This window comes from Streptomyces sp. BK022 (assembly GCF_004217355.1).
Classification (GTDB): domain Bacteria; phylum Actinomycetota; class Actinomycetes; order Streptomycetales; family Streptomycetaceae; genus Streptomyces; species Streptomyces griseoluteus.
This window is the reverse complement of the sequence record NZ_SHKU01000004.1, coordinates 99,709-126,419: the sequence shown is the minus strand read 5'-3', so window position 1 is coordinate 126,419 and position 26,711 is coordinate 99,709. Positions and strand designations below refer to the sequence as shown.

Annotated in this window: 27 protein-coding genes, 2 pseudogenes and 1 riboswitch; of the genes and pseudogenes, 8 read left to right on the top strand and 21 right to left on the bottom strand. The window is 68.2% G+C overall.

Features of this window, described 5'->3' with window-relative positions; translation table 11 throughout:
- Nucleotides 1-18: 18 nt before the first annotated feature.
- The 10 genes from EV284_RS17065 to EV284_RS17020 all read right to left on the bottom strand — a co-directional run bounded on the left by EV284_RS17065 (nt 19) and on the right by EV284_RS17020 (nt 9,394).
- Nucleotides 19-396: a hypothetical protein gene (locus EV284_RS17065; RefSeq protein WP_130335011.1), complete on the bottom strand. Its 378-nt coding sequence runs from the start codon at nt 394-396 to the stop codon at nt 19-21.
- A gap of 167 nt (nt 397-563) precedes the next feature.
- A complete protein-coding gene (locus EV284_RS17060) occupies nt 564-1,550 on the bottom strand; it encodes a N4-gp56 family major capsid protein (protein ID WP_130335009.1) in 987 nt (328 codons plus the stop codon).
- A gap of 35 nt (nt 1,551-1,585) precedes the next feature.
- Nucleotides 1,586-2,455, bottom strand: coding sequence for a hypothetical protein (locus EV284_RS17055; protein ID WP_130335007.1), 870 nt, complete (start codon nt 2,453-2,455; stop codon nt 1,586-1,588).
- A 13-nt stretch (nt 2,456-2,468) separates the two neighbouring features.
- Nucleotides 2,469-4,190, bottom strand: a complete 1,722-nt coding sequence (locus EV284_RS17050; protein ID WP_130335005.1) for a phage portal protein — start codon at nt 4,188-4,190, stop codon at nt 2,469-2,471.
- 15 nt (nt 4,191-4,205) lie between these two features.
- Nucleotides 4,206-4,448, bottom strand: a complete 243-nt coding sequence (locus tag EV284_RS17045; protein WP_130335003.1) for a hypothetical protein — start codon at nt 4,446-4,448, stop codon at nt 4,206-4,208.
- A gap of 54 nt (nt 4,449-4,502) precedes the next feature.
- Nucleotides 4,503-4,904: a hypothetical protein gene (locus EV284_RS17040; protein WP_130335001.1), complete on the bottom strand. Its 402-nt coding sequence runs from the start codon at nt 4,902-4,904 to the stop codon at nt 4,503-4,505.
- An 87-nt stretch (nt 4,905-4,991) separates the two neighbouring features.
- The gene (locus tag EV284_RS17035; RefSeq protein ID WP_165425556.1) at nt 4,992-7,199 is read right to left on the bottom strand and encodes a glycosyl hydrolase family 28-related protein; all 2,208 of its coding nucleotides are present in this window, start codon (nt 7,197-7,199) and stop codon (nt 4,992-4,994) included.
- A gap of 9 nt (nt 7,200-7,208) precedes the next feature.
- Nucleotides 7,209-8,783, bottom strand: a complete 1,575-nt coding sequence (locus EV284_RS17030) for a hypothetical protein (protein WP_130334999.1) — start codon at nt 8,781-8,783, stop codon at nt 7,209-7,211.
- Nucleotides 8,784-8,867: 84 nt separating this feature from the next.
- Entirely contained in the window at nt 8,868-9,134 is a 267-nt protein-coding gene (locus EV284_RS17025) for a hypothetical protein (RefSeq protein WP_130334997.1), read from the bottom strand.
- A 2-nt stretch (nt 9,135-9,136) separates the two neighbouring features.
- Complete coding sequence (locus tag EV284_RS17020) at nt 9,137-9,394, bottom strand: hypothetical protein (protein WP_130334995.1); 258 nt, start codon at nt 9,392-9,394, stop codon at nt 9,137-9,139.
- Between the two features lie 323 nt (nt 9,395-9,717).
- Between EV284_RS17020 and EV284_RS17015 the strand changes: the two genes are divergently transcribed.
- Entirely contained in the window at nt 9,718-9,978 is a 261-nt protein-coding gene (locus tag EV284_RS17015; RefSeq protein ID WP_130334993.1) for a hypothetical protein, read from the top strand.
- Between the two features lie 247 nt (nt 9,979-10,225).
- Here the strand turns inward: EV284_RS17015 and EV284_RS17010 are convergent, their stop codons facing one another.
- Entirely contained in the window at nt 10,226-11,293 is a 1,068-nt protein-coding gene (locus tag EV284_RS17010; protein WP_130334991.1) for a tyrosine-type recombinase/integrase, read from the bottom strand.
- A gap of 120 nt (nt 11,294-11,413) precedes the next feature.
- Between EV284_RS17010 and EV284_RS32710 the strand changes: the two genes are divergently transcribed.
- Nucleotides 11,414-11,563, top strand: coding sequence for a hypothetical protein (locus tag EV284_RS32710; protein ID WP_165425555.1), 150 nt, complete (start codon nt 11,414-11,416; stop codon nt 11,561-11,563).
- Nucleotides 11,564-11,662: 99 nt separating this feature from the next.
- Nucleotides 11,663-13,744, top strand: coding sequence for a recombinase family protein (locus EV284_RS17005; RefSeq protein WP_130334989.1), 2,082 nt, complete (start codon nt 11,663-11,665; stop codon nt 13,742-13,744).
- Here the strand turns inward: EV284_RS17005 and EV284_RS17000 are convergent.
- The 8 genes and pseudogenes from EV284_RS17000 to EV284_RS16965 form a co-directional block, all read right to left on the bottom strand.
- A pseudogene (locus tag EV284_RS17000) lies at nt 13,722-15,008 on the bottom strand (alpha/beta fold hydrolase); the annotation flags it as partial. The gene EV284_RS17005 and the pseudogene EV284_RS17000 overlap by 23 nt on opposite strands.
- Nucleotides 15,009-15,122: 114 nt before the next feature.
- Nucleotides 15,123-15,902, bottom strand: coding sequence for an urease accessory protein UreD (locus EV284_RS16995; protein ID WP_207229059.1), 780 nt, complete (start codon nt 15,900-15,902; stop codon nt 15,123-15,125).
- Nucleotides 15,890-16,567 carry an urease accessory protein UreG gene (gene ureG, locus EV284_RS16990; RefSeq protein WP_130334987.1) on the bottom strand — a complete coding sequence of 226 codons (678 nt, stop codon included), beginning with the start codon at nt 16,565-16,567 and terminating at the stop codon, nt 15,890-15,892. Before ureG ends, EV284_RS16995 begins: the two co-directional genes overlap by 13 nt.
- Before the next feature lie 94 nt (nt 16,568-16,661).
- On the bottom strand, nt 16,662-17,336 hold the full coding sequence (locus EV284_RS16985; protein WP_130334985.1) for an urease accessory UreF family protein: 675 nt from the start codon (nt 17,334-17,336) through the stop codon (nt 16,662-16,664).
- 8 nt (nt 17,337-17,344) lie between these two features.
- Entirely contained in the window at nt 17,345-19,066 is a 1,722-nt protein-coding gene (locus tag EV284_RS16980) for an urease subunit alpha (protein ID WP_130334982.1), read from the bottom strand.
- The gene (locus tag EV284_RS16975) at nt 19,059-19,370 is read right to left on the bottom strand and encodes an urease subunit beta (RefSeq protein WP_130334980.1); all 312 of its coding nucleotides are present in this window, start codon (nt 19,368-19,370) and stop codon (nt 19,059-19,061) included. The genes EV284_RS16980 and EV284_RS16975 overlap by 8 nt, the downstream gene beginning before the upstream one ends.
- A gap of 11 nt (nt 19,371-19,381) precedes the next feature.
- Nucleotides 19,382-19,684, bottom strand: a complete 303-nt coding sequence (locus tag EV284_RS16970) for an urease subunit gamma (RefSeq protein ID WP_130336378.1) — start codon at nt 19,682-19,684, stop codon at nt 19,382-19,384.
- Between the two features lie 161 nt (nt 19,685-19,845).
- Nucleotides 19,846-20,145: a type II toxin-antitoxin system Phd/YefM family antitoxin gene (locus EV284_RS16965; protein WP_130334978.1), complete on the bottom strand. Its 300-nt coding sequence runs from the start codon at nt 20,143-20,145 to the stop codon at nt 19,846-19,848.
- Nucleotides 20,146-20,231: 86 nt separating this feature from the next.
- Here EV284_RS16965 and EV284_RS16960 point away from each other — a divergent pair.
- From EV284_RS16960 to EV284_RS16950, 3 genes and pseudogenes are all read left to right on the top strand, one after another.
- Nucleotides 20,232-20,859: pseudogene (locus tag EV284_RS16960) on the top strand (ATP-dependent Clp protease proteolytic subunit).
- Between the two features lie 7 nt (nt 20,860-20,866).
- Nucleotides 20,867-21,175, top strand: a complete 309-nt coding sequence (locus EV284_RS16955; RefSeq protein ID WP_130334976.1) for a hypothetical protein — start codon at nt 20,867-20,869, stop codon at nt 21,173-21,175.
- Between the two features lie 341 nt (nt 21,176-21,516).
- Nucleotides 21,517-21,730: riboswitch (cyclic di-AMP (ydaO/yuaA leader) on the top strand.
- A gap of 3 nt (nt 21,731-21,733) precedes the next feature.
- Nucleotides 21,734-22,207 carry a C40 family peptidase gene (locus tag EV284_RS16950; protein WP_030808998.1) on the top strand — a complete coding sequence of 158 codons (474 nt, stop codon included), beginning with the start codon at nt 21,734-21,736 and terminating at the stop codon, nt 22,205-22,207.
- 60 nt (nt 22,208-22,267) lie between these two features.
- On the opposite strand, the gene EV284_RS16945 is transcribed toward EV284_RS16950, so the two are convergent.
- Together EV284_RS16945 and EV284_RS16940 are read right to left on the bottom strand one after the other, a co-directional pair.
- The gene (locus tag EV284_RS16945; RefSeq protein WP_030808994.1) at nt 22,268-22,738 is read right to left on the bottom strand and encodes an ATP-binding protein; all 471 of its coding nucleotides are present in this window, start codon (nt 22,736-22,738) and stop codon (nt 22,268-22,270) included.
- A 223-nt stretch (nt 22,739-22,961) separates the two neighbouring features.
- Nucleotides 22,962-24,092 (bottom strand): 8-amino-7-oxononanoate synthase, encoded by a 1,131-nt coding sequence (locus EV284_RS16940; RefSeq protein WP_130334974.1) that lies wholly within the window; start codon nt 24,090-24,092, stop codon nt 22,962-22,964.
- Between the two features lie 164 nt (nt 24,093-24,256).
- Between EV284_RS16940 and bioB the strand changes: the two genes are divergently transcribed.
- Together bioB and EV284_RS16930 are read left to right on the top strand one after the other, a co-directional pair.
- Nucleotides 24,257-25,441, top strand: coding sequence for a biotin synthase BioB (gene bioB, locus EV284_RS16935; protein WP_130334971.1), 1,185 nt, complete (start codon nt 24,257-24,259; stop codon nt 25,439-25,441).
- Nucleotides 25,434-26,711, top strand: coding sequence for an adenosylmethionine--8-amino-7-oxononanoate transaminase (locus tag EV284_RS16930; protein WP_130334969.1), 1,278 nt, complete (start codon nt 25,434-25,436; stop codon nt 26,709-26,711). The genes bioB and EV284_RS16930 overlap by 8 nt, the downstream gene beginning before the upstream one ends.

The window sequence follows — 26,711 nt, the reverse complement described above, 5'->3', positions numbered from 1 at the left end:
TTGCTCTCCTAGAGCCGATCAGTGCCAGATGTAGCCGAGCGAGTCGAGGTGGTCGTAGAGGGCCTTCGGCGCCTTGTAGCGCACGCCCTCTTCGAAATCGAAGTGATTGCCGTGGCCGAACGTCATCTGCTCGATCGAGGTATTGACGCGGAACTCACGCATCGGGACCTCCACCTCGACGGCATCGGCGACCTCGATCGGCGCCGGCTCCGGAGGGGCGGACAGGTCGCGTGGCTTTACCTCGACGACGGTGTTGTCCTTCTCCTCGGCCACAGCCGCATTGATGAGTGCTATCTCGTTCTCGCGCGCCTTCAGTTCCTCGGCGTGCTCCTTGGAAAGGGCGGCCTTGGTGCGGCCGGTCAGGTCTCCAGGGCGGGCGACATTACGTGCAGGCATGTGTTTCTCCGGGTGCGTCTCGTGTATGTGAAGCGGTACTACTCTAACGAGGAAGGGGAGCGGTCCTGGTAATCCAGAAAACCGCTCCCCTTTACCTGTGACGGGCTATCCCAGCGCCGTGGCCAACTCAGTTGCGATTTGCTGACGCGAACGTTGCAGATCGAGGCTCAGTTGGTCTCGGCGATGAGAACTGCCTGGTCAGTGATGAGGCCAAGACCCCAAATGGCGTACCACGCAAGCGCGTGTTCGCGGCCGAAATCGAGGATACCGCCGTCACGCAATTCCACCGGAAGGGAGATCGCGTGGCCGAAGGCATTGTCGCCCAGGAAGATCGACTGGTAGACGGTCTTACCGCCCGCATTCGTGATCTGCTTGACCTGAGTGGTCTCGATGAAGACCACGTCATTGAGGCGGCCGATCTCACCCAAAAGGAAATTCCCCGGGGCCGCGTACTTGGTCACCTCGATGAACTCAGGATCATCACGCAACTTGCGCGACTGGTGCGGGTGAACGAAGCAGACGTAGGTCTCGCCCAACCGCGGAACGTTCTTCGTCGCCAAAGTCTCGACGGCGTCCTTAACCACGGCCGTGGTGAAGTCGAAGGTGCCGTCCAGGCCGTCCGTGGAAGTGGCGGAAGTGCCGTGGTCGTACGGCGACAGCGGAGTACGGGCGCCGGTCAGGGCGTACTTGTTGTAACCCCAGATCTTCGAAGACGCCTGGAGCAGGGTGTCCCTCGCGGACTGGTCCAGGTACAGAGCCATATTGCGGCCCAAAAGGCGGGAGGCCGAGGCCATGACGTCGTCGAAAGACGCGTTCAAAAGCAACTCGGAAACGGCGACCGCGTAGCCGTGCTCGGCGACCGTAATCGAGAACTGAGAGGCCGACAGGGCGTTGGTCTGCATCCGGACGCCTTCGACCAACTGGCTGGCCGAACCGAGGTTGTTGTACCTCATGAAGTTGATCGTGAGGCCGGGCTGAACGCCCAATTCGGTCTTCTTCACCGCGAACTGCTCGAAGCGGAGAATCGGCATGGACTGGAACAAAATTTCCTTGCTCCAGATGGTCTGAATGGCCGCACCGAGGGTGCTGTTGGCGCCCGAGTAGTTCGTCGGGGACGCCGACAGGTTCGGGGTACCAGTGATCGCGCTTGGCATACTTGGATTTCCTTAGTTACGGGTACTCGACCGAATTACGAGTACAGTCCACGCTGGTTCTGGGCGGCATTGCCAACGCCCAACTGGCCCCGAATCTTGGCGTACTCCGACATCGGCATATCGCGGAGGTCAGAAAGGGAGTACGACTTGGTGCCCGGATCAGAGTCCATCGGTCCGGTGGTGGAATAGCCGGTGGGGCTCACACCACGCATGGAGGCGCGCTGCTGAATAGCGGCCTGCTGGACCGATTCCAGAATAGCCTGGGTCTTCGCCTTGACTGTAGCGATAGACGCCTCGACCTCCTCCGGCGTATTTCCGCCGACGAAGTCGAGAAGTTCGGGAGCGAGCTCGTTGGTTTCCTCACCAACGCGACGCTGAATGTACTGCTGGAGGTTGTTGAAGGCCTGCTCCTTCTCGAACAGAAGGCGCTCTTCCTCACGCTGCCGCTCGATCTGCTCGAAGCGGGAGGCCCACTCCTGCTCCTTCTGCTGGAGCAGCTCCTTGGCGGACATGTCCTCTTCGGCCTTGCGCTTGGCCTCGGCCTGGGCCTCCTGGCGCTTGCGTGCCTCCTCGGCCTGGGCCTCCTCGCGCTGCTTGCGCTGGGCCTCGATCTCGTCCAGGAACTTCTTGTTCTGCTCCTCCACGGTCTGGAGGCGCTTGTACAACTTGTCCTTCTCCTCCTGGCGGGCCCTCTGGATGTCGTCCGCGGTGAAGCGGGGCTCAGCCGGGGCCGGCGCAGGCGGCTCGACGACAGCGGCCGGGACGACGACGACCGGCTCACCGGTCTCGACGCCCTCGCCGGGCTGCGGAGCACCACCTGCGATGGGGCGGATCGGACGACCGTCCCTGCGGTAACCGATGATCGCGTCGGCGGGCACCGAGATGCCCGAGGTATTAAGCGTCATGAGCGACGAACTCCTAGTCGGTACTGTTGTCCGGATCGCGGCGAAGTCCGGCCCGCGGGCCGTACGCCTGTGTCACGATTTCGTTAGTCATCTTCTGAATCTCAGGCGCCGTTATTTCACCGAGGTTGATTCCCCCGGGCAGCGTCACTGGATTCGGGCCGCCAGGCTGAGGACCGACGGGGTTTCCATCTGCATCAGTCTGGGGTGCAGGCGCATCCGCTCCATCGGGCGGCATTCCCGTCAACTGGAGAATAGCGGAATCTATCTGCGCCTTTAGCATTCGGAGTGCGCCCTGCTGCTTGGCGTCCTCTATCTGCTCCTCGAAGATCTCGCGGACCTTCTCGTCCGGGAACTCCTCGCCCAAGTCGTGGAGGGCTCCGCGCATGGACTCAAGGCCCATGGACATCTTCGCCTGGATCTCGTTGAGTTTGATGAGGGTGTCAACCGGAAGAGGTGCCGGCCACTCGCACTCGGTGAAGTACGCCATGGGGTCGAGGACGTCGACTATAGGCGGCTGGTCGCCCTTCATGATGCCCTCGGTGGAAGGGTCGTAAAGGCGCGTCTCGGGCTCGAAGGTGAACAGCGTCTTGAGGACGAGTTCGTTGATCTTCTGGAGGCCGGCGGAGTACTGCATCTTCTTCTGGTCGTACCGGGACATCATCGGCCGGTACATGATGGCCAAAGCAACGCCCGACGTATTCGACGCCGGCTGCATCTGGCCGAGAGCGGTCTCTGGAACACCCGTGATCTCGTGCATGCTGCGCTTGATCATCTCCAGGTACTGCAAAGGTCCCGACAAGTCGACGCCGTTCTCCAAGTTGAACACTTGGGCGTCCTTCGGAAGACCTCCCCAGACCTTGCGTGGGCCCTTCTCCAGGTTGCTCGCTTTCGCGCCCGTAATGATGGTCACGGGGGCAGCGTGGTAATTGATGATGTCGCTGATGTCGGTCGCCTTCTCGTTGTACTCACGATTCAGGCTGATGATGTCGGCGATATCCGACAGGCCCCACGGCGAGCCGCTGACCTGTGAGTTTGCGATGTGAACGACGGGGATGACTCCCATGGGATTCGGTCGGGAGTCGATCAGCTCGTCATTCAGGTATTCCTCGATCGTGTCGTCGGTCAGGACTTCCACGTAGGTGTAGACAGACCTCGTGCCGTCTTCTCCGGTCGCCCAGAAACGGTACTTCAGTTTGAAGCGGATAAGACGCTCGCGGTCGTGTGGATGCCACTCTGGAAAGCAGAACGAACTGTTCAAGGGCAGGATGCGTACACGGCCTGGGTGTGGTTGTCCCGTACTATCTTCGAATCCAGGCTCGTAGGCGACCTTGACGAAACAGTCGCCCGACACACCGCCCTGCTGGCCCATCTCCCACAGGAGCTGTTCCTTGCGGTTGTCGACCTCCCAGGCCCGCTTGAGAAGGCCCGGGATGATGTGCTCGTACTGCTTGACGCTCTTGAAGTGGACGCCGCGGCCGAACGTGAAGTTGTTTATGTAGTCGGCGAAGGCCTTGACGTAGTTGAACGTGATCTGGGCTTCGCCCGCTTCTCTCCGGTATCCCCAGTGATGACCCAGGTAGTATGCGAAGTTCTGGCTGTACCGGTTGAGGCGAGGCCCGTGCACCTCAAACTCCTCGTCGGCCAATTCGACCAGGCCGAGGGGAGAGATCGAGACCGTAAGGTCTGATCCCGAAGCCCGCATGCTGGGGCTCGCGAATGAGATTGCACCGCTCATGGAAAAGGACTCCGACTAGATCTCGATGACGCGGGTGGGCGTAAGGGAACGGGCGGTCTTCTTCGCCGCCCGACGGCTCTCGAATGGCTCCTCGCCGCGCTGCACGACGTTGCCGTTGGGCAGAACCTCGTGCAGGACGTACTGGCGACTCTTGGAGCCGTCCTCGGCCTCTACGGGAATGCCGCGCACCAGATAACGGTCGTTGATCAGGCGCTTCCCAACGGTCTCCCCCTTGGTCAGGGGCAGCTTGGGAAGCACCTCATCAACGGACGCCCTCGGTGCCCTACGGCGATCGTGGAACGCAACCATGAATCAGTCGTCCACTACCGCCGGGGAAAGGCGCTCGTAGCGGCTGCCGTTGCGCACGACCTCCTCGTAGGAGACGGCCGCGTAGTCGCTGAAGGAACCGTGGGAGAACTCGCCCAGGTAGGTCGGAGCCTCGACCCAGGCGGCGGAGCCGACGTGAACACGCTCGGCCATGGTCTCCTGCGGGTACTTCTCATAGACATTCGCGTTGTGGTTCGGGCGGCCCGGGGCGGTGATGTACCCCTGCATGACGCCCTTGGTGAATTCGTTCGGGACGTCAGTGTCCGTGGCGACACCCTCTTCGAACCTCAGAGGACCGCGCCGGGCGGCATTGTCACCGAACTTCCGCTCATAGACGGTACCGACGCGCTCCTGAAACTGCGGGTCGGGTGCGAGATTTCCTGCCATTCCGTAATCCTCTTCCGATATCGAGGGAACACCCTCAAGCGTAGGAGGATTACGGAACGCTTTGTTAATGTCATCCGGCGCAGGTGATTATCCGTTTGCCTGGTCGAGCACGTGATAGGACACCTGGTAGGTACCCGCCGGCTGTGACGCAGTTCCGGCGACACCGAATGTCAGCGTGAATCCGCTCGCGGTGACGTTGGCAACGCCGACCTGCCGGGCATTTGTAGAGGTGTTCGCCGGCACGGCGACGACGACCGGGACTCGGGCGCGGGTCCTGGCGAACGTCACGGTGGCCTGGCTGCCGGTAGTCGGTGAGGTGCCCGTACCGAGGTTCACGACGCCGGAGATGTTGTCGGACGACGAAGCGAGGGTCGGCGACGGAGGGGAGGTTCCCGCGCCGCTCGCAGCGGTCACTGTTGGCTGCGCACCTACCACGGTGGTCTCCACCGCTCGCGCGGCGGCGAGGCCGTTCTGGCGGTAGAGGCCAGAGATGTCGAGGCTGGTGTTGTTCCCGTTGTCGAACACCGCGTTGGTGGCACCCCACGCTGCTCCCGACACCCGGACGTGCTTGGCGTACTCAACGCGCACGCCGTACTGGGGACTGTCGTTGCCGGTGCTGGCCGCGCCGTCATCCACGCCCACAACCTGGGAGAGCCCGGTAATCACCACGGGGCATGCCGTGGCGCCGGACGTGCCGAGGACCGCAATCCCTGAGTAGCCGCCCCCTCCCAGGTTGCTGTTCTTCCCGTCTCGTCGAGTCAGCAGGTCCGTGAAGGTGATCGGCTGGGAGCCGGACGCGGTGACGCGTACGCCGTAGGTCTGGTTCCGGTCGGTGCTGCATCCCACGAACTGCACTCCGCCTACGGACACCGTCCCGGTCACCCTGAACCCGTCCGATTGGTTGAACACGGACCGGCAGCCGATGTACTTGACCTCGCCCGGGTTGTCGATGAGGAAGCCGATCGAGGTGGCAGAGACCGCGAGGGCGTCGAAGACAGTTGAGTCGGTGAGGCTCGCGAACGAAAAGGCGTTGTTGTGGGCGGCGTAGGAGGTGACGGAGTACAGGTCGAGTCCACGGGGATAGTGCGTGGTGCTGTCGCTGGAGGCAAACCCCAACGTTTGCCATCCGTTGCCGGAGGTGTTGGAGACGTCAACATCGCGGACTTTCCAGTCCCGGACCAGTCCCTCGAAGAGGACTCCGACCACCCCAGACCCGGCGTTCTGTCCGAGGATCGCAAGGTTCTCGATCCGGCCGCCGTCGTTGTCCAGGGAGGCCCCGGTGATCTCCTTGTCGGCGATGTGGATGATTTTCGACCCAGTGAACGACGGATGCGGCTTGATCACACACGGGGAGCCGCCCCGGTACTGCCACCTGGGGGCGTGTGATCCCCGGTAGGTCCGGTTCCGGGTGAACATCAGCGGTGCCCGCACGCGGTACTGGCCGGGCGGGAAGAACAGGGTGCCTCCCTCGGGGCACGCGGCGAGTGCGGCGTTGATGGCGTCATAGTCGTCGGTGGTGTCGTCGCCCTTGGCTCCGTAGGAGCGGACGTTGTAGACGCCCGTCAGTGGTCCGTTCAGGAGCGGCTGGAAGGTGCTGTCCGCGTAGCTGCGGTCACCGTGCGGGTCGGTCGCCTGGAGGTGGGCGTTGACTGCTGCTGTGGCGGCCCCGGCCACATCGGCGTTCACGTCGCTGGCGGTGAGGTCGATGCTCGCCCCGGTCTTGCCGTTGACGGTGGTGGGGGTGCCCTGGGGTCCGGTGTCACCCTTGGGCCCGGTCAGTCCGGTGTCACCCTTGGGTCCGGCCGGTCCGCTCAGTCCCGTGTCCCCCTTGGGTCCGGGTATGGCTGGAACGCTGATGGTGCCCATGGAGGACGGCACCTCGGCCAGGGCGGCCAGCGAAACCGTCGGCACGGCGGACGGCAGCGCGACGCTGAAGGGGCGCTGCACCGTCCCGGACACGACACCGGAGACCTTGTACGTGAAGTTCTTCGGGCTCAGGGCGTCGTTGTCGGTGGCGATCAGCGGCTCGGAGAGTTGGCCGTTGACCAGATGGACTTCCTTGCGGCGCAGCCGGATCGTGAGGCCGGACACAGGGTCCACCAGGCTGTCGATGGACGGGTCGAAGACGAACCGGCCGGCCGCCGGCTTGCCCCAGTCGTCGAGGAAGGTGCCGGTGACAGTGACGGTCTTGACGCTCTCCGGGAGGGTGGGCGCCGGATCGCCCGAGGTATTAAGTGCGTCGCCCCAGTTCTCGTTCTGGACGGTGAAGCCTGGGATGTTCCATGCGTCGTTCAAGGCGCTTCCTTAGTGAAATGGAGAGTTGGACTGCTCGATCTCGGGCATCGTGTACTCCTTGGTGAGCACACAGGCGAGTGCCAGGGAGTCGGCGTAGTCGTCGTGGGCGTCGGCCGCGCGAGGGGCCTCGGCGAGGACGTACGGTCCCTCGAACTTCTTCTCCAGGTCTTCCATCTGCTGACGGAAGCGCTTGTAAGACTTCAGACGCCGGGTGTAGGCGTGGGCCGGCCAGGAGAGCATGCCGCGGTCCATGAGTTCCATGAGGTGCTTCCAGCGCTTGGACTGCTCGGGGCGCTGGGAGGACATGGGGACGATGTCGATGTCCGGCATCAAGACCTTGAGGCGGGATATGACGACGTCGCCGACACCGCCTTCGTCGACCGCGATGGCCATCACGCTGTAGTTGCGGACGAACTCAACGATCCGGAAGTACTGGGCCTCCCAGTCCATCCCCGCGAGGTCCAACCAGTTCAGGATCCTGTGTTCGAAGTAGCCGTACTCGTCCGGCTGATCCCAGCGGACCCAGACCGCGGTGACGATGGTGGAGTCCTGCTTGCGGGCGGGGTCGATGCCTATGACGACCGGGCTGGCATGGTAGGCCGGAACCACCTGCATGGAGGCGTCGCCAAGTTCATCCAGGCGCTCCTGGGTGGTGAACATGCCCTTGTCGAGCAACCAGATCAACCTGTAGGACAACTTGAACTCGTCGGAGTCCTCGCCGATGCGCAGCAGTTCCTTCTTGACGAACTTCCGGTAGTACTCAGACCACCGGGAGACTTCCTTCCAGTCCGCCTCGAAGTGGTCCTGCCGGGCGCCGCGGCGAGTGGCCTTCCGCCGGTTGATCTGGATCTGGTTGTAGAACACACCCTTCTCGTAGGTGGGTGTGCCGGTGAAGACCATGGTCGCGTTGGTCGAGGCGCCCATCGGGCCGATCGACTTGTTGACCATCTTGGCGTCGGCACCCTGGCACTCGTCGATCAAGATCAAGTGGTAGGTGCGGCCTTCGATGGTCGCCCGCGGGTGACAGGTCTGCTTACGAACCAGGGAGCCGGACTTCTTCAGGGTGATGGAGCGGCCCTTGCCCTGGACGGTCTCGTCGATCTCCGGGTCCGCCATGATTTCCAAGGCGTGCTCGCTTGTGAGCCTTGCAACGATACGTCCGTAGAGGTTGTCTGCCTGTTCTTCCACGGGCGCAAAGGCTCCGACCCAGAGCCCTTCCTTGAACTTGTCCAACAGGACGGGGAAGATCTTCGCCAGCCGCGGCAGCATGATCATGCAGGCGGCGACGACGTTGGCCACGGTCTCGGACTTGCCGGACTGCCGGCTGAACAGCGCGGTGATGGTGGCGCCGTCGTCGATGATCAGGGACTCGATCAGGCGGGCTGCGAAAGGCCTCTGGTAGGGCCGGAGGGGGTGGCCGGAGACTTCATCGACGATGACCAGCAGCTTGGCGACCAGCTCGTCCACGAACCGCTGACTGGTCTGGTCGAGTTCTACCTCGGTGTCGAGCCGTGCTTCTCGTTCCGCATCGGTCTCATCGCTGGTCGGGTCGTCGTACTCGACATCCTCCGTTACAACAGACACGCCTAACCCCAATCCGTTTCCTATTACGGATTCGAGGTTAGGCGTTCTTGTCTACCGGTTTGTAATTATCGCTTTACAAGCGTTTCAGCCGTGGCGGATATCCCGACGGACGTCACGCCGGAAGATGATCTGCTGCGCCCGGGTACGGGTGAACCCGAACATGGCGGCCATCTTGTCGTAGGTGTACTGGCCCTTGTGGTACACAGCCTCCAGCAGGGCGTCGCGGGCCTCCGTGGACACCGCGGGGAAGTCGGTGGCGCACTGCTCGTCGCAGTAGATCGGGTTGTCCCGCTTGGCCACGCCGATCAGTCGCCAGCAGCCGCGGCAACGGACCTCTACCAGGCCTTCCATTGCTACGCCCCTTCCGTCGGGGTGCCATCGGCGCCGGCACCGTTGGCGTCCCACATGTCGCCGAGACCGTCCCGGATGTCGTTCAGCATGGTCAGCGGGAAGGTGATGCCGCGGCCGTAGAAGTCCTTGCTCGGGATGAACTCCCGAATGTCCCCGAACCGGCCGTCGCGAGGGCTCTGGACAGTGGAGACGTGGATCTCCTTGTCGAACACATACGGGATCTGCGCGTGCACGATCCGCTCTGCCTCATACTCGGCCATGACACCCTCCGCAACGCTATATGGACTCCCGAGCGTACACCCTGTAAAGCGGTATCGACAACCCGCTTGACAGCGCGGTAGAGTGAACATTCAACGAGACTCAGGAGGACCCATGGGCATGTACCCGATGCGCGACCCGGAGCAGTGCCCGAAGTGCGGGCGGGACCTGAAAGAAGAACCCAAGCCCGTACGCCCCTCTGTGCCCGGTTTTCCGGAAGATGTAGCGTACGGCGAAGATCCGGTCTGTGGGGGGCGCTGGCACGTTTGGGACCGCACCTCTCCGCTGCGGAGGCAAGCACAACCGTATGTGGACGGAGAGAGCAATGGATAGATTCGGGATGGAGAACATCGTCCACCAGGTCGGGGAGACGATGAACCCCCAGTCTGGGGTTGACCCGACGATGTCCGCGCAGCAGCACCAGTTGATGCGCGAGCAGCACGACTTCTACATGCAGCAGCAGTCCATGGGCGGCCAGTCCTTCCAGGGCTTCGGCGGCCTCCGGGGCCTGAAGGACGCCGCGTGGGGCGTGGTGATCCTGCTCGGCCTCGGCCTGTTCTTCAAGTACATCGTCGGGGTCGGCTGAAGTGATCCCCGATGTCGGCCCGTTATGGCATAGTGGGAACCGCTCGACCGAGCACCATTGTGGATCCGTCTCAGCCGCTTCGTGGGATGATCGTTTAGCAAGTCTCTCGGTCGAGTCCAGCCCGAAAGGGCTGAGGATCGCAACAACGAAGCAACTGCTTGGCACCTTCTCGCGGCCTAGGAACCTGATGGGGTCCGAGCAGACGAAGGCCTCACCGGAGTAGCAGACCGGTGGGGCCTTCGTCGTGTCAGCGCACCCGCCGCAGCGGGATCACGTTGCTCTGCTGCGGGACCATCGCCGTCAGGAACGGCCGGCCCTTCATCGTCTCGTCCCGTCGCTTCCTCTCCGTGGACAGACCCAGGTACCGCTCGGTGGTGGACATCGACGAGTGGTGCAGCAGTGCCGAGACCGTACGGAGCGCGGCGTCGTAGCCGGCGTCCTGGGCGAGCTGGTCGAAGTAGGCGCGGGCGACCGCCCGGCGCACGGTGTGCGTGCCTTCGTAGCGGGTCGGCAAGCCCAGCTTGGCCAGCGCGCCCTTGACGATCTTCTCGGTGCGTTCCACCGGCCGGTCGGGGTGGTAGACGATCGGGGTGCGCTCGTACACCCGCTTGCCGGTCTTCTCGTCCAGGTAGTGGGTCTTGATCTGGTTGCCGCTGCGGGCCGGGAAGAGGTAGTCGTCGTCTCGCAGCGGCCGGCCGAGCAGGGCCGCGTACTCCTCGAACCAGGCCAGCAGCTCGCGCTCCAGGTCGGCCGTCAGCGGCATCTCGTCCTCCTCGTGCGTCTTGATGACCGTCACGAACAGCTCGCTGCGGGCGAAGTCGACGTCCCCGACGCGCAGGTTCACCAGCTCGCTGGCCCGGCAGGCGGTGTTGACGGCCGCGGCGAGGTAGGCGCGGTGCATGGCGCACTCGGCCTGGTCCAGGAGCTGAAGCAGCACGCTCGGGGAGGGCTGCATCCGCTGCCGCTTGAGTTCCGGCAGCGGCTCGACCAGGGAGAGGTAGTCGTTGCGGGGCGCCAGGCCGCGGGCGTGGGCGTAGCTGAAGAAGACGTTCAGCCGCTTGCGGTAGTGGTTGTGCGTGCCCGGCCCGACAGCCGCGACGATCTGCTGGCCCTTGATCCGGGTGACGTGGATGTTCAGCAGTCCCTGGAAGAAGCCGGCGACCTGCTCCGGGGTCAGCGCGTCGAAGTCGGGGTTGCCGACGTGGTCGGCGAAGCGCGGGAGCAGGCTCGCGTCCGTGCGCATGGTGTTGTCGGCCTTGGCGGTCCGGCGATGCCCCAGGTACTCGTCGATGGCGCTGCGCAGTGTGGTGGTCACGCGTACCCCCTGGTTCAGTGCGGTTGGTGCCCTGAGCCTACCGACCGCAAGCGGTTCGCGCAATCCGCTATACAACGCGTTCTATAGACGTAACGAGTAAGGAGTAGTACGGTACGCGTTATGACGAACCTCGTAGCGCTTAATACCTCGGGCTCCGACGAGCCCCAGGTCACCGTGACCCTCACCAACAACCGGATGGAAGACAGCCGCTGGAACCGGCTCCTCACCATCCTCTTCACCCCGCAGGACGCAGACGCGGAAGCGGCCTGAGCACACAACCCCGGTACAACTCGGTCGCGTTCGCTATACACTCACTGATCAACAAGACGGCCCTGGGCGCGGAGTTTCGAGGCAACGCGCACAGGGCCGATGATCAGTCTGCGAAGGAGACTGAACGTGCCCAGCATAGCGGCAGAGCGTGCCCGCGCACGCGCCCAGAAGGTCAACAGCCTTCGTCCCGGAACCCCCGGGACCTTCCAGTCCTCCACGGCCCTCGCCCGCATCGTTAAGCGGGTCGGCGCCTACATCCGCGTGTCCACCAAGGACCAGGCCCTCGGCTACGGACTCGACGTCCAGATCAAGGGCATCCAGGACCACATCGACGCCAAGAACGTCATCGAAGAGCGCAACGGCACCGGCATCGTCTGGGAACTCGCCGAGATCTACGAGGACGCAGGCGAGTCCGGCGCCAAGCAGGACCGCCCTGCCATGATGCGCCTGGAGCGCGACGTCCACGCCAAGCTGATCGACGTCGTCGCCGTCCACAAGTTCGACCGCATCGGCCGCACCGGCCGCGCCTTCTGGCACTGGGTCTGGGCCCTCGAAGACGCCGGGGTCAACATCATCTCCGTCACCCAGGAGATCGACACCACCACCACCCACGGCAACACCGCCCTCCAGCAGCTCGCCTCCTTCTCCGAGATGGAATGGCGCACCATCCTGGAGCGCACCCAGAACGGCCTCAACATGAAGGCCGCCTCCGGAGGCTGGACCGGCGGTCCCCCGCCCTACGGCTACTACATCGAGAACCAGGGCAAGCGCGACTCCAAGCTGGCCCTGGACCCCGAGGAGTGCCGCACCCTGGAGCTGGCCGCCCAGTTCATCGTCGAAGGCGGATACACCGTCGACCGCGCCGCCCACCTGCTCAACCTCATGGGCCGGCTCACCCGCAAGGGCGTGGAGTGGACCGGATCCAACCTCCGCCACAAGTTCCGCAACACCGCCCTCGACGGCTTCGTGGTCTACCGGAACACCGACCCGGTCATCAACAAGCGCCGCACGAACGTCACCAAGCTGAACCCGGATGGCACCCCGAAGCACGGCCCGATGATGATCATCGACACCCCGATGGTCTTCGAACTCGACCGGCTCATGTCCATCCGCAACGCCCTGCGCAAGAACGGCGGCTGGACCCTTTCTGGCCCGTACAAGTACCACCCGCTCTCCACCCGCGTTATCGGCCAGTGCGGCGCCCACTACACCGGGGTCTGGGTAAAGGCCGAGGACCGCCGTACCTACCGCTGCTCGGGCAATAAGTGCGGGGACTCCGTCATCGACGCCGTGGCCCTGGAAGAAGTCGTCTGGGACAGCCTGAAGAACTTCCTCGGCGACAAGTCCAAGCTGCGCGAGATCGCGGCGGACTGGGTGACCACGGTCCCCGATCACCGGAAGATGTACATGTCCCGGATCGAGGACCTGGAAAAGCAGATCGAGGCATCCCGGAGCCTGATCACCAACACGCTGCTCACCCTCGCACAGAACGGTGTCGACGCGACCGCGATCAACGACGCCATCGGAAAGATCAACGAGGACGTCAACACCAAGCAGGCGATGCTCGACGACGCCCGGGAAATGCTGGAGGAGGCCGAGGAGGCCGCGCAGCGGGCGGAGGATTTCCAGCGCCTGGTCGAGATTGCCAGCTTCAACCTGGAGAACATCAACGACCGGCAGAAGGCCGAGATCATGGATCTGCTGGAGATCCAGGTGACGCTTACGGGGCCGGTTCCGCTGGAGGGCCGCTTCGGGCCGGACTCGGATATCGAGCAGTGGTTCGCCGAGCGGGGCGTTCAGCCGGTGGAGATGACCGACGAGCTGTGGGCGGAGGTCCGGCCGCGGATCAACTTCCGCGTCACGAAGAAGAGCCACGATCTGCGGGCTCTGGTGGAGGGTCTGCTGTACAAGGCGAGGACCGGCTGCCCCTGGGGTGAGATGCCGGAGTACTTCCCGCCGAAGGAGGCGCTGAGGGCCCGCTGGAGGGCCTGGAAGGACGGGGCCTGGGCCGACATCGTCGAGCCGCTTCTGGTGCCCGCTCCGGCGCGCAAGCCGCCTCTGCCGCCCATGAAGGTGACGGGGAACATCGACCCCCGTCTGGTCGAGTTCACGCAGGGACAGATGACGAGCCAGGTTCCGCACTCTCGTGGACGAGCTGCCAGGCGTTCGCCCAGGTCATGAACGGGTAGTCCTTGTTGAGCCGGGTGTTGTCCCGGTCCCAGGTCTGCCAGCTCGTGGGCCACTTGGCGTCGGCGCACTCGACGGCGGTGTAGACCGCGTTGCCGTTCTCCGCGGAGATGTTGCCCGCGGTGTCCGACAGGTCCGGCGCGGCCGCGTCCACGAGTGCCTGGGTGTCACCGGCGACGTACTTGCTGAACGCCGTGGCGACCGGCACCCACGAGGAGTCGTAGTACGGGGCGCTCTGGAAGAAGGAGATCAGCTCGGCCGGGCCGACGACTCCGCCGAGCGGGCTCTTCGCGGCGGCGGCGCGCAGCTTGAGCCACTGCTCCTGCACGGCGGCGCGGGTGGTGCCGAGGTGGAAGGCGGCGTCGTTGGCGGCGACCCAGTACTGCCAGTCCTTCCAGCGGCGCTCGAAGGCGACGTCCTGGTTGAGGTTGGCCTGGTACCAGATGTTCTCGCGCGCCGGGTCGACGACGCTGTCCACGATCATCCGGCGGATGTGGCCCGGGAAGAGCGTGCCGTAGACGGCGCCGAGGTAGGTGCCGTAGGAGACGCCCAGGTAGTTGAGCTTCTTCTCGCCGAGCGCCGCCCGGATGACGTCCAGGTCGCGGGCGGTGTTCGGGGTGGTCATGTGCGGCAGCATCGCGCCGCTGCGCTCGGCGCAGCCCTCGGCGTACTCGCGGGCGAGCTTGCGCTGGGCGCGCTTGTCGGCCTCGTCGCGGGGCACCGGGTCGGCCTTCGGCGCCTTGACGAACTCCTGCGGGTCGATGCAGGAGATGGGGGCGGAGTGGCCGACGCCGCGCGGGTCGAAGCCCACGAAGTCGTACGCCTTGGCGGTGTTGGTCCACAGCGCGCTCTTGGTGGTGACCCGGCGCGGGAAGCGCAGGCCGGAGCCACCGGGGCCGCCGGGGTTGTAGATGAGGGCGCCCTGGCGCTCCTGCTTGGTGCCGGTGTTGCCGATGCGGTCGACCGCGAGCTTGATCTGCTTGCCGTTCGGCTTGGCGTAGTCCAGCGGCACGGAGACCCAGCCGCACTGGATGGGCTTCTCCAGCCCCCAGTCGGCGGGGCAGTCCTGCCAGTCGATGCCGGCCGTGGCGGCGCGGGCGGCGGCCGTGGCGGCGCCGAGGGCCTCGCGGTCCTGGCCCCGGCTGCTGTCGGCGCTGGCCGCGGGCGCGGTCACCGCGCCGGCTATCAGCGTGGCGGTGACGAGCGCGCCGGCCGAACTCAGCGCCAGCAGACGGCTCTTCGGCTTGTTCTCCCTCAAGGGGTCCCCTCCCCGTGACTTCACTGCGAGTGGTCAGGCGGGGAATCCTCTCGGCTGTGAGCCCCCTGAGAACAGGGTTGACCGACCTTCTTTACCAATCCGATAAACGGATGGTCATTTCCGATCGGCGGTCAGGAGCGCCAACGCCTCGTCGAGACGGCGCCGCAGGGCGAGCGCGTCGGGCGCCACGGCACTGACGAGGACCGCCTGACCGGCGAGCGGCATCAGGGCGGTGTCCTCCCCCAGCATCCGGGGTTCCCTCGGGTGTTCCGGCGGTTCGGGCACCACGAGGACCAGTTGGCCGACCGCGCGATGCCCCCCGAGGACGGCGGGGCCGTCCCAGCCGCCCGGTGCTCCGGGGCCGCACGACAGCTCCTGGTCGAGCAGCGTGGTGCCCGCGAGGCGGACCGTGAGCCTGCTGGTGAGCCGGCCCGGCTCCTCACCGGCCCGCCCGAGCACCTGCTCCTCGCGCAGCAGCAGCCGGGCGCCGGGGGCCAGTTCGGCACGGGTGGTGACGTGCAGGTCGCTGCCCCGCGCCGAGATGAGCTGCTCGGGCAGCCAGTGCAGCTCTCCCCCGGCGGCCACGTCGAGCCGTACGTCGTAGCGTGCCTCGCCCTTGGCCTGGCCGGGCAGCGCGAGGGTGGCGGCCGCCGAGCCGAGGTGCAGCCGGGCGCCCTGCGCCACAAGGGCCTCGACGGCGAAGCGGTCGCCGCCGAGCGGACCGCTCATCGCGCCGACCAGCAGGACGCGGGCCTCGGTACCGTGCGCGCGAGTGCGGCGGGGGGCCAGCGGGCCGTCGCCCTCCAGCACCGGGAGCGCGGTGCCGCCCCGGCCGTCGGCGCAAGCCTCGATCCGGGCGCGGGCGCTGACGCCGGCCGCGGTCACGCCGTCCACGCGGCGAGCCGCCCGCGCACCCAGCCCGCCACCTCGCCGACCCCGTTCTCGACGCGCAAGGTCTGGAACACCACGGGGAGTTCGGCCCGCTGCGCCTTGGCGTCGGCGGCCATCCGGGCGAGGTCGGAGCCGACGTAGGGGGCGAGATCGGTCTTGTTGACCACGAGCAGGTCGGCGGTGGTGACGCCGGGGCCGCCCTTGCGCGGGATGTCGTCGCCGCCGGCCACGTCGATCACGAAGATCTGGGCGTCCACCAGCCCCTTGGAGAAGGTCGCGGTGAGGTTGTCGCCGCCGGACTCCACCAGGATCAGGTCGAGCGGGCCGACGGCGTCCTCCAGGTCCTCCACCGCCTCGAGGTTGGCGGAGATGTCGTCGCGGATCGCGGTGTGCGGGCAGGCACCGGTCTCCACCGCCGTGATCCGCTCGGGCGGCAGCACGGCCTCGCGCAGCAGGAACTCGGCGTCCTCGCGGGTGTAGATGTCGTTGGTGACGACGGCGAGGGAGAGTTCGTCGCGCAGCGCCCGGCACAGCGCGGCGACGGTCGCGGTCTTCCCCGAGCCGACCGGGCCGCCGAGCCCGATGCGCAGGGCGCGCCGCTTGCCGTCGGGGCGGTGCGCGTCGGCGCTGACGGTTTCCGGGCCGGTGTGGGTGTGGTCGAGATGCATGTGCGGCTCCAAGTGCGTTTCGTCGGGGCCTCTAGGGTCTTTCGTTTGGATCAGGCCAGACCCCGCGAGCCCGGCAAGATCCAAACGAGAGGCCCTAGGAGGCGAAGAGGCGGACCGGCCAGGCGGCGTGCGCCTGTGCGCCGATCTCCAGCAGGGGCGCGGACGCGGCGGGCAGCGCGTCCACTCCCTCGGTCAGTGCGCGCCGGGCGCCCTCCACGGCACGGTCCGCCACCCGGTCCAGCTCGGGTGCCAGCCGGGCGAGGACGCCGGTGGCGTCGAACGGGTCGAGGCCGAGCAGCCGTACGGTGGCGGTCGCGGGGCCGCTCACGCTCTCGTACAGCGCGCAGTACGCGGCGTCCAGGGGCTCCAGGCCGGCCGCGCGGGCGGTGAGGCCCAGAACCACGGGCTGATGGGCACCCTTGGGGAACTCCTGTGCCAGCGCGTCCAGTTCGGGTGACGGCCAGGTGGCGCGGGCCGCCCGTACCAGCTGACGGCCCAGCCGCCGGGCGGTGGCTCGCAGGGCGGGTGACGGGGTGCGGGCGTCGGCGGCGGCGTCCAACTCCCGCACGGGGAAGTCGAGTACGGCCGCCGCCGCGAGGGCGGCGGCGACCAGGCCGGTGGTGTGCAGGCGTCCCCGGCAGAAGCGCTCCAGGGTCGCGGCGTCGGTGATGCGCCCCGCCTTGACGGCGGCCTCCGCCCCGCCGGAGTGGGCGTGCCCTCCGGCGGGGAAGCGGCCGTCGGCCAGGATGAGCAGCGCGGCTCTTGACATCAGCGGCATCAGAAGAGGAAGTAGCGCTGGGCCATGGGCAGTTCGGCCGCCGGTACCGCCTCGACCAGCTCTCCGTCGATGTGCACGGCGAAGCTGTCCGGGTCGATCCGTACGTCCGGCATGGCGTCGTTCTCACGCAGGTCGGCCTTGGTGACCGCGCGGGTGGAGCGGATCGCCACGAACTCCTTGCCCAGCCCCAGCCGTTCGGGCAGGCCGTCCTCGATCGCCAGCTGCGAGACGAAGTTGACGGAGTTGGCGGCCGGGGCCCGGCCGATCGCGCCGAACATCGGGCGGGGCAGGATCGGCTGGGGGGTGGGGATGGAGGCGTTGGCATCGCCCATCTGCGCGTAGGCGATCTGGCCGCCCTTCAGCACGAGCAGTGGCTTCACCCCGAAGAACGCGGGCTCCCACAGCACCAGGTCGGCCAGCTTGCCGGTCTCCACCGACCCGATCTCGGCGGCGAGGCCCTGCGCGAGCGCCGGGTTGATCGTGTACTTGGCGACATAGCGCCGCACGCGGTGGTTGTCGGCGCGGCCGTCGCCGGGCAGGGCGCCCCGGCGGCCCTTCATCACGTGGGCGGTCTGCCAGGTGCGCAGGATGACCTCGCCGACGCGGCCCATGGCCTGGGAGTCGGAGGAGATGATCGAGATCGCGCCGAGGTCGTGGAGGATGTCCTCCGCGCCGATGGTGGACGGCCGGATGCGGGACTCGGCGAAGGCGAGGTCCTCTGGGACGGCCGCGTTGAGGTGGTGGCAGACCATCAGCATGTCGAGGTGTTCCTCGGCGGTGTTGACGGTGAACGGCCGGGTCGGATTGGTCGAGCTGGGCAGCACGTTGGGCTGGGAGACGACCGTCATGATGTCCGGCGCGTGCCCGCCCCCGGCACCCTCGGTGTGGTACGAGTGGATGCCCCGTCCGGCGATGGCGGCGAGGGTGTCGCCCACGAAACCGGCCTCGTTGAGGGTGTCGGTGTGGATGGCGACCTGGATGCCGGTGCGGTCGGCGACGGTGAGGGCCGCGTCGATGACGGCCGGGGTCGAGCCCCAGTCCTCGTGCAGCTTCAGCCCGACGGCGCCGCCCCGGATCTGGGACAGCATCGCCTCCTGCGAGACGGTGTTGCCCTTGCCCAGGAAGCCGACGTTGACCGGGTACGCCTCCATCGCCTCCAGCATCCGGGCGAGGTGCCAGGGGCCCGGTGTGACGGTGGTGGCCTTGGAGCCCTCGGCCGGGCCGGTGCCGCCGCCGACCAGGGTGGTGACCCCGGAGGAGAGCGCCTCGTCGGCGATCTGCGGGCAGATGAAGTGCACATGGGCGTCGATCGCGCCCGCGGTGAGGATGCGCCCGTTGCCCGCGATGACCTCGGTCTCGGGGCCGATGACGAGGTCGGGGTGGACGCCGTCCATGGTGTCGGGATTGCCGGCCTTGCCGATGCCGGTGATCCGGCCGTCCCGGATGCCGATGTCGGCCTTGATCACGCCCCAGTGGTCCACGACGACCGCACCGGTGATCACGGTGTCGGGGGTGCCCTCGGCGCGGGTGGCGCGGGACTGGCCCATGGACTCGCGGATGACCTTGCCGCCGCCGAACACCGCCTCGTCGCCGGAGGCGCCGGGGCCGCCGGATCGGTCCTCCTCGATCTCGATGAGCAGGTCGGTGTCGGCGAGCCGGATGCGGTCGCCGGTGGTGGGGCCGAACAGGTCGGCGTAGGCGGCGCGGGAGATCTCAGGCATCGAGGGCACCCCCGGTCTCGCCACGCAGTCCGGGCACGATCCGGGCGCCGCCGAGGGGGACGAGTTCGACCTCGACGGGGATGCCGGGCTCGAAGCGGACGGCCGTGCCCGCGGCGATGTTCAGCCGCCTGCCGTGCGCGGCGGACCGGTCGAAGTCCAGGCCGGGGTTGGCCTCGGCGAAGTGGTAGTGCGAGCCGACCTGGACGGGCCGGTCGGCGGAGTTGAGGACGGTGAGCCGGGTGGACTCGCGCCCCTCGTTGCAGACGACCGGGCCGTCCGCGAAGAGCACCTCTCCGGGAATCATCGCGGGCCCCTTCAGACGATCGGGTCGTGGACGGTGACCAGCTTGGTGCCGTCCGGGAAGGTGGCCTCCACCTGGACGTCGTGGATCATCTCGGGGATGCCCTCCATCACGTCGTCCCGGGTGAGGACCTTGCGGCCGGAGGACATCAGCTCGGCGACGGTCCGGCCGTCGCGGGCGCCCTCCAGGACGTGCGCCGTGATGAGCGCGACCGCCTCCGGGTGGTTGAGCTTCACACCGCGGGCCCGGCGCCGCTCGGCCACGTCGGCCGCCACATGGATCAGCAGTCGCTCTTGCTCGTGCGGGGTCAGTTGCACGTCCCACCTCACAGTCCTCGCTCCGGACCGTGCGGGGCCCGGTTGCCGCAGCCACGGCTCGGGGCCGGCTCGTGAAGAAACCCCTGGTGGCGTGGGAGCGAAGGCTAGTTCGCCGGCGTTTCGGCGACGTTAACCGGCGAGCTCTCGGCGCGCCTTGGCCGTCAGGTGGTGCCGGGGCGGCGGTGCTCGGCCGCGATGCCGAAGCGCTGCCGCTCCTGCGGCGGGGAGGCGGAGACCTCACGGATGCCGGAGACGGAGCTGATCACCTGCTCGTCCGGCTCCGCCGCCTGCGCGTCGAGCGCGTCGAGCGCTTCGAGACGCTCCAGGTCGGCGGCGGAGACGAGGGCGACGAGCGGTTTGCCGTGCCGGGTCACCACGACCCGCTCGCTGCCGTAGACCACCCGGTTGATCAGGTCGGCGAGCTCAGCCCTGGCTTGCGTCACCGGAATCTCGTAGGCCATGACCCCATTCTAACGTCACGTACGTCCTGTACATTTTTTACAGAAGCGGGATCGCCAGTGGTCCCGCCGCTCAGGAGGGGTGTGCCATGAGCCGACCGAACGCCCGACATGTCCTGCCCGAGTTCACCGAGCGCGACGGAGGGGTCCGCCGCACGCTCGATCCCTACGCCAAGCTGTTCGAGCACCGGATCGTGCTGCTGGGCACGCCGCTGGACGACACGGCGGCCACGGATGTGATCGCCCAGCTCATGCAGCTCGAACACGCCGCCCCGGACCGGGACATCGCGCTGTACCTGAACTGCCCCGGCGGCGACTTCCCCGCCATGACCGCGGTGTACGACACGATGCGTTACATCGGCTGCGACGTGGAGACGTACTGCCTGGGCCAGGCCGTCTCGGTGGCGGCCGGTGCTGCTCGCGGCCGGGGCGCCCGGCAAGCGGTTCGCACTGCCCGGCTCGCGGGTGGTGCTGCGCCAGCCGGAGCTGGCCGCGCCGGTGCAGGGGCAGCCCAGCGATCTGGAGATCAAGGCGGCGGAACTGGTCCGGGCGCGGGAGCTGATGGAGAAGCTGCTCGTCCGGCACACCGGCCGGGACGCCGCCGCCGTCCACGCCGGGCTGGAGCGCGAGCGGGTGCTGGACGCCGCCGGCGCCCTGGAGCACGGCCTGGTCGACGGGGTCGTGGGCGCCCGTGAGAACGTGCCCGGCGGCCGGTGAGCCGCCCGTGCCGCCGAAGGAGCCGCCGCCGCTGCCCGCGCTGACCCGGGCCGAGGGCGAGCTGATCGACCGTTACCTGGAGGCCGCGGACCTGCTGGGCCGGATCAACCCGGCCCGGCACGGGGACACGTACCGGGCGCTGAGGGCGGCGCAGGCGCTGGTGCGCACGGCGGCCGCGCTCCGCGACGCGCTCGCGCTGATGCACCGTCGGGGCGAACGGGAGCTCTGCGGGGGCACGCTGGCACAGGCGCTGCGGGTGCTGGACGGCGAACGCCGGACCGCGCGCGTCGCGCTCCCGCCGGATGCCGCCGGCTGACCCGGACACCGCGGTCGGCCGTACGGGGCCCGGCGTGTCGTCCGCCGAGCCGAAACGGGCCGAACGTGCTACCGCCGACCGGTGTATCTCCGGGCCCGTTTCCGGGCCCGCCGAGTTGCGCGCCACGCGCCCGGCGGGCCACCGCACGGCGGTCGAAGCCCAGGTCCGAGGCTGTGGAGGGGAGTTGACGGCGACTCGGACACACCCCTGTCCACCCGAACGGGTGAGTGGTGAGTAACACCACAAACCCCCGGTTCCATTGGGATTTTCGGACAGGAGTGGGCCAAGATCCCTGACTGACGACAAGACCCCGCCACAACGGCGGGGCGCATCCGGGCGGACGCCGAGTCCTGCCGCCACCCGGATGACCGGTCGACAGAAGTGCATCGGCAGGAGTGGAGGACCCGAGCAAGCCGGGTCGCCGGGACGGATGTCCGCGAGCAGCGGACGATCGTGCCGAGCAACCCTTGGGGTGAAGCCGTGGTGACACGGCCGGGCAACTTCGCCAGCCCGAATCCGACAGGTCATCCTTCACAGGCGGCTGACGAAGGGTTGCGCATGACTGCGCTCAATCGTGTCCCGTCGCTGATGGCTCGGGCCGGCACCGCCTCGGCCCTCACCCTGGCCGCCGTGGGCGGCTCCATCATGGTGCCGGGGCTGGCCACCGACGCCTCCGCCGCGACCACCGCGTCGAAGGCACTGAAGGTCGCGGCGTCCAAGAAGGGCGCCCCCTACCGCTACGGAGCCACCGGGCCGGGCCGGTTCGACTGCTCGGGTCTGACGCTGTACTCGTTCAAGAAGGCCGGCAAGAAGCTGCCGCGCACGGCCGCGCAGCAGTACAACAAGACGCACCACATCTCCTCGGGCCACCGCAAGGCCGGTGACCTGGTCTTCTTCCACTCGGGGTCGAGCGTCTACCACGTCGGCATCTACGCCGGTAAGGGCAAGATCTGGCACGCGCCGAAGACCGGGGACGTGGTGCGGCTCCAGAAGATCTGGACCAAGAGCGTCTGGTACGGCCGGGTCAACTAGCGAGGACGGCCGGGAGCGGTCTCCGCGGGCGCGTCCACGCCCCCGAGGCCGTTCCCGGGGTCAGCGGGCCGGAGAGGGCTCCGGACGGGCCGTGGCGGGCCGTGGCTGGCTCGGCACGCACCAGGGCAGCTCGACGAAGACCGTCTTGCCGCCCTCGCGGGTGGGGCGGACGCGCAGCTTTCCGCCGCACTCGACGGTGAGACACCGGATGATGGCCATGCCGCGCCCGTTGTCCTGGGCGACGGCGGCCGGGAGTCTCTTCGGCAGCCTCGGATGGCTGTCCGTCACGCCGATGAGCAGCAGCTCGTCGCGGGCCAGTACGACGTCCACGGTGAAGGTGGGCGACTGGCCCAGGGTGTGCTGGACGGCGTTGGTGGCCAGCTCGGAGACGATGAGGCGCACGGTGTCGGTGACCTCGTCGTCCGCGGGGAGCCCCCAGCTCGCCAGGGTCCCCACCACGTAGGACCTGGCCGCGCGGACCGAGGCGGGATCGCTCGGCAGAGTGACGGATGCTTCCAGATGGTCTGCCATGGCGAAGTAGTCCCTTTCCCACGGGCGGCCCGCCGACCTCCCCCGCGCCGCGCGGCGACGCGGGGGCGGAGAGTTCGGGCCCGGTCCCGCTCTGGTGCCTGCACGCCAGCCTGCCATTACGGAAGCGGTCCGGTGGACCAACCCCCCAGATACGCGGACATCTGTCGCTCAACGGGGTGAACTCTGCGACGCGAGACCGTATTTGACGGGGTTTTTCCCGCCCTCACCAGGGCCGAACGGCGGTGATGACCCTTACGGCCCGTTCGATGTCGGCCTCCGACAGGTCCGCGCGGGCGGTCAGCCGCAGCCGGGAGACGCCGTCCGGGACGGACGGCGGGCGGAAGCAGCCGACCGACAGGCCCTCGGTGCGGCAGTCGGCGGCCCAGCGCACGGCGGCGTCGGGGGACGGCGCCCGTACGGAGACCACGGCCGCGTCCGGGCGTACCGCCGCGAGGCCCTCGGCGGTGAGCCGGGCGTGCAGTTCGGCGGCGACCGCGCGGACGCGCGCCGGGCGCTCCGGTTCGCGCCGGAGCAGGCGCAGCGCGGCGAGCGCGGCTCCGGCGGCCGCGGGGGCGAGGCCGGTGTCGAAGATGAACGTCCGCGCGGTGTTGACCAGATGGCCGATCACCCGCGCCGGCCCCAGCACCACCCCGCCCTGGCTGCCCAGCGACTTGGACAGCGTGGCCGTGGCCACCACGTCGGCCGCACCCGCGAGCCCGGCCGCGTGGGCCGAGCCCCGGCCGCCCTCCCCCAAGACGCCGAGGCCGTGGGCGTCGTCCAGGACCAGTCCGGCGCCGTGTTCCCGGCAGACGTCGGCCAGCGGGCCGAGGGGGGCGGCGTCCCCGTCGACGGAGAACACGGTGTCGCAGAGGGCGATCGCCTCCCCCTGATGGGTCGCCAGGGCCTTGGCCACGGCCTCCGGGTCGGAGTGCGCGACGACCTGGGTGGTGGCGCGCGCGAGGCGGCAGCCGTCGATGAGGGAGGCGTGGTTGCCCGCGTCGGAGACGATCAGTGAGCCGTGCGGGCCGAGCGCGGTCACGGCGGCCAGGTTCGCCGCGTAGCCGGAGGACAGCACGAGGGCCGCCTCGAAGCCGCAGAACTCGGCGAGTTCGGTCTCCAGGCGGGCGTGCAGCTCGGTGGTGCCGGTGACCAGCCGGGAGCCGGTGGCCCCGCCGCCCCAGGTCCGGGCCGCCGCGGCGGCGCCCTCGACGACCTCGCCGTGGCGGGCCAGGCCCAGGTAGTCGTTGCTCGCCAGGTCCAGCAGCGGCGAGTCGGCGGGGCGGGGGCGCAGGGTCCGCAGGAGTCCGGCGCGGCGGCGCGCCTCGGCCTGCTCGTCGATCCAGCCGAACGCCATGGCTCCTCCGGGGGCTTGCTCTGGTGGGCGCTTTTGTAGACAACAGACAGACACTAGCGGCGCGGAGAGCCGCCCATGATGTGGCAATACCCACACGGTGAACCTCGGTCGTTGTGCGAAGTCTCCTTGGCCCCGAGCGGTCGGGTAGGACAGGATCAGGCCTCATGGACCTGCTGAACACGCTGGTGGACAAGGGACTGCGGCGCGAGACGCCGACGCGCGAGGAAGCGCTCGCCGTGCTCGCCACCTCCGACGACGACCTGCTCGATGTGGTGACCGCGGCCGGCAAGGTGCGGCGGCACTGGTTCGGCCGCAGGGTGAAACTCAACTATCTGGTCAACCTCAAGTCGGGCCTGTGCCCGGAGGACTGCTCCTACTGCTCGCAGCGGCTGGGCTCCACGGCGGGCATCCTCAAGTACACCTGGCTCAAGCCCGACCAGGCGTCCGAGGCGGCGGCCGCCGGGCTCGTCGGGGGCGCCAAGCGGGTGTGCCTGGTGGCCTCCGGGCGCGGGCCCACCGACCGGGACGTGGACCGGGTCTCCGACACCATCAAGGCCATCAAGGAGCGACACGAGGGCGTCGAGGTGTGCGCCTGCCTCGGCCTGCTCTCCGACGGCCAGGCGGAGCGGCTGCGCGCGGCGGGCGCCGACGCCTACAACCACAACCTCAACACCTCCGAGGCGACCTACGGCGACATCACCACCACCCACACCTACGCCGACCGGGTGGACACGGTGCACAAGGCGCACGCGGCCGGGCTGTCCGCCTGCTCGGGTCTGATCGCGGGCATGGGCGAGCGCGACGAGGACCTGGTGGACGTGGTGTTCTCGCTGCGCGAGCTGGACCCGGACTCCGTTCCGGTGAACTTCCTGATCCCGTTCGAGGGCACCCCGCTGGCCAAGGAGTGGAACCTCACCCCGCAGCGCTGTCTGCGCATCCTGGCGATGGTCCGCTTCGTCTGCCCGGACGTGGAGGTGCGGATCGCGGGCGGCCGTGAGGTGCACCTGCGCTCGCTCCAGCCGCTCGCGCTGCACCTGGCCAACTCGATCTTCCTCGGGGACTACCTGACCAGCGAGGGCCAGGCGGGCAAGGCCGACCTGGAGATGATCGCGGACGCCGGGTTCGAGGTGGAGGGCGCGGACGAGGTGACCCTGCCGGAGCACCGGGCGGCGGCCGGAGGCGGCTGCGGGCCGGGCGCGGAGCAGACCGGGTGCGGGTCGCACGCCGGGGGCGGCGTCTGCGGTACGGCCCCGGTCGCGGCGGACGCGTCCGCCCCGGCCGGGCCGCGTACCGATCTGGTCGCCGTGCGCCGCCGGGGCGCCGGGACGGACCTCGCGCCCAATGCCTGACCGGGGTACGGCCGGACTGCTGGAGCTGGACCGGCGGCATGTGTGGCATCCGTACGGTCCGATGCCGGGCCGGGGCGAACCGCTCGTCGTGGAGTCGGCGAGCGGGGTCCGGCTGCGGCTGGCCGACGGTGCGGAGCTGGTGGACGGGATGTCGTCCTGGTGGTCGGCGATCCACGGGTACCGGCATCCGGTACTGGACGAGGCGGCGCGCGAGCAGCTGGGGCGGATGAGCCATGTGATGTTCGGCGGGCTCACCCACGAGCCCGCCGTACGGCTGGCGAAGCTCCTCGTCGACATCTCGCCCGAGGGACTCGAGCACGTCTTCCTCGCGGACTCCGGGTCGGTGTCCGTCGAGGTGGCCGTCAAGATGTGCCTCCAGTACTGGCGTTCGCTCGGCCGTCCCGGCAAGCGGCGCCTGCTGACCTGGCGCGGCGGCTACCACGGCGACACCTGGCACCCCATGTCGGTGTGCGACCCGGAGGGCGGCATGCACGGGCTGTGGTCCGGCGCGCTGCCCCGGCAGGTCTTCGCGGACGCGCCGCCCGCCGGGTACGAGGAGTCGTACGCGGAGCGTCTGCGGTCCGTGATCGAGCGGCACGCGGACGAACTGGCCGCGGTGATCGTGGAGCCGGTGGTGCAGGGCGCCGGCGGGATGCGGTTCCACTCCCCCGCGTATCTGCGGGTGCTGCGCGAGGCGTGCGACGCGCACGACGTGCTGCTGGTGTTCGACGAGATCGCCACCGGCTTCGGGCGTACGGGCGCGCTGTTCGCGGCGGAGCACGCGGCGGTCGCACCCGATGTGATGTGCGTGGGCAAGGCCCTGACCGGTGGTTATCTCACACTGGCCGCGACCTTGTGCACCGCGCGGGTGGCCGACGGCATCTCGCGCGGCGAGGTGCCGGTGCTCGCGCACGGGCCGACCTTCATGGGCAACCCGCTGGCCGCCAACGTGGCCCGCGCGTCGGTCGAGCTGCTGCTCGGGCAGGACTGGCGGGGCGAGGTCAAGCGGATCGAGGCCGGTCTGCGGGAGGGGCTCGCCGGGGCCGCGGAGCTGCCCGGTGTCCGGGACGTGCGCGTGCTGGGCGCCATCGGTGTGGTCCAGCTCGATCACGAGGTGGACATGGCGGCCGCGACGCGGGCCGCCGTGCGGGAGGGCGTGTGGCTGCGCCCCTTCCGCGACCTGGTCTACACGATGCCGCCGTACGTCACGGACGACGCGGACGTGGCACGGATCGCGCGCGCGGTGTGCGCCGCGGCGCGGGAGGGATGA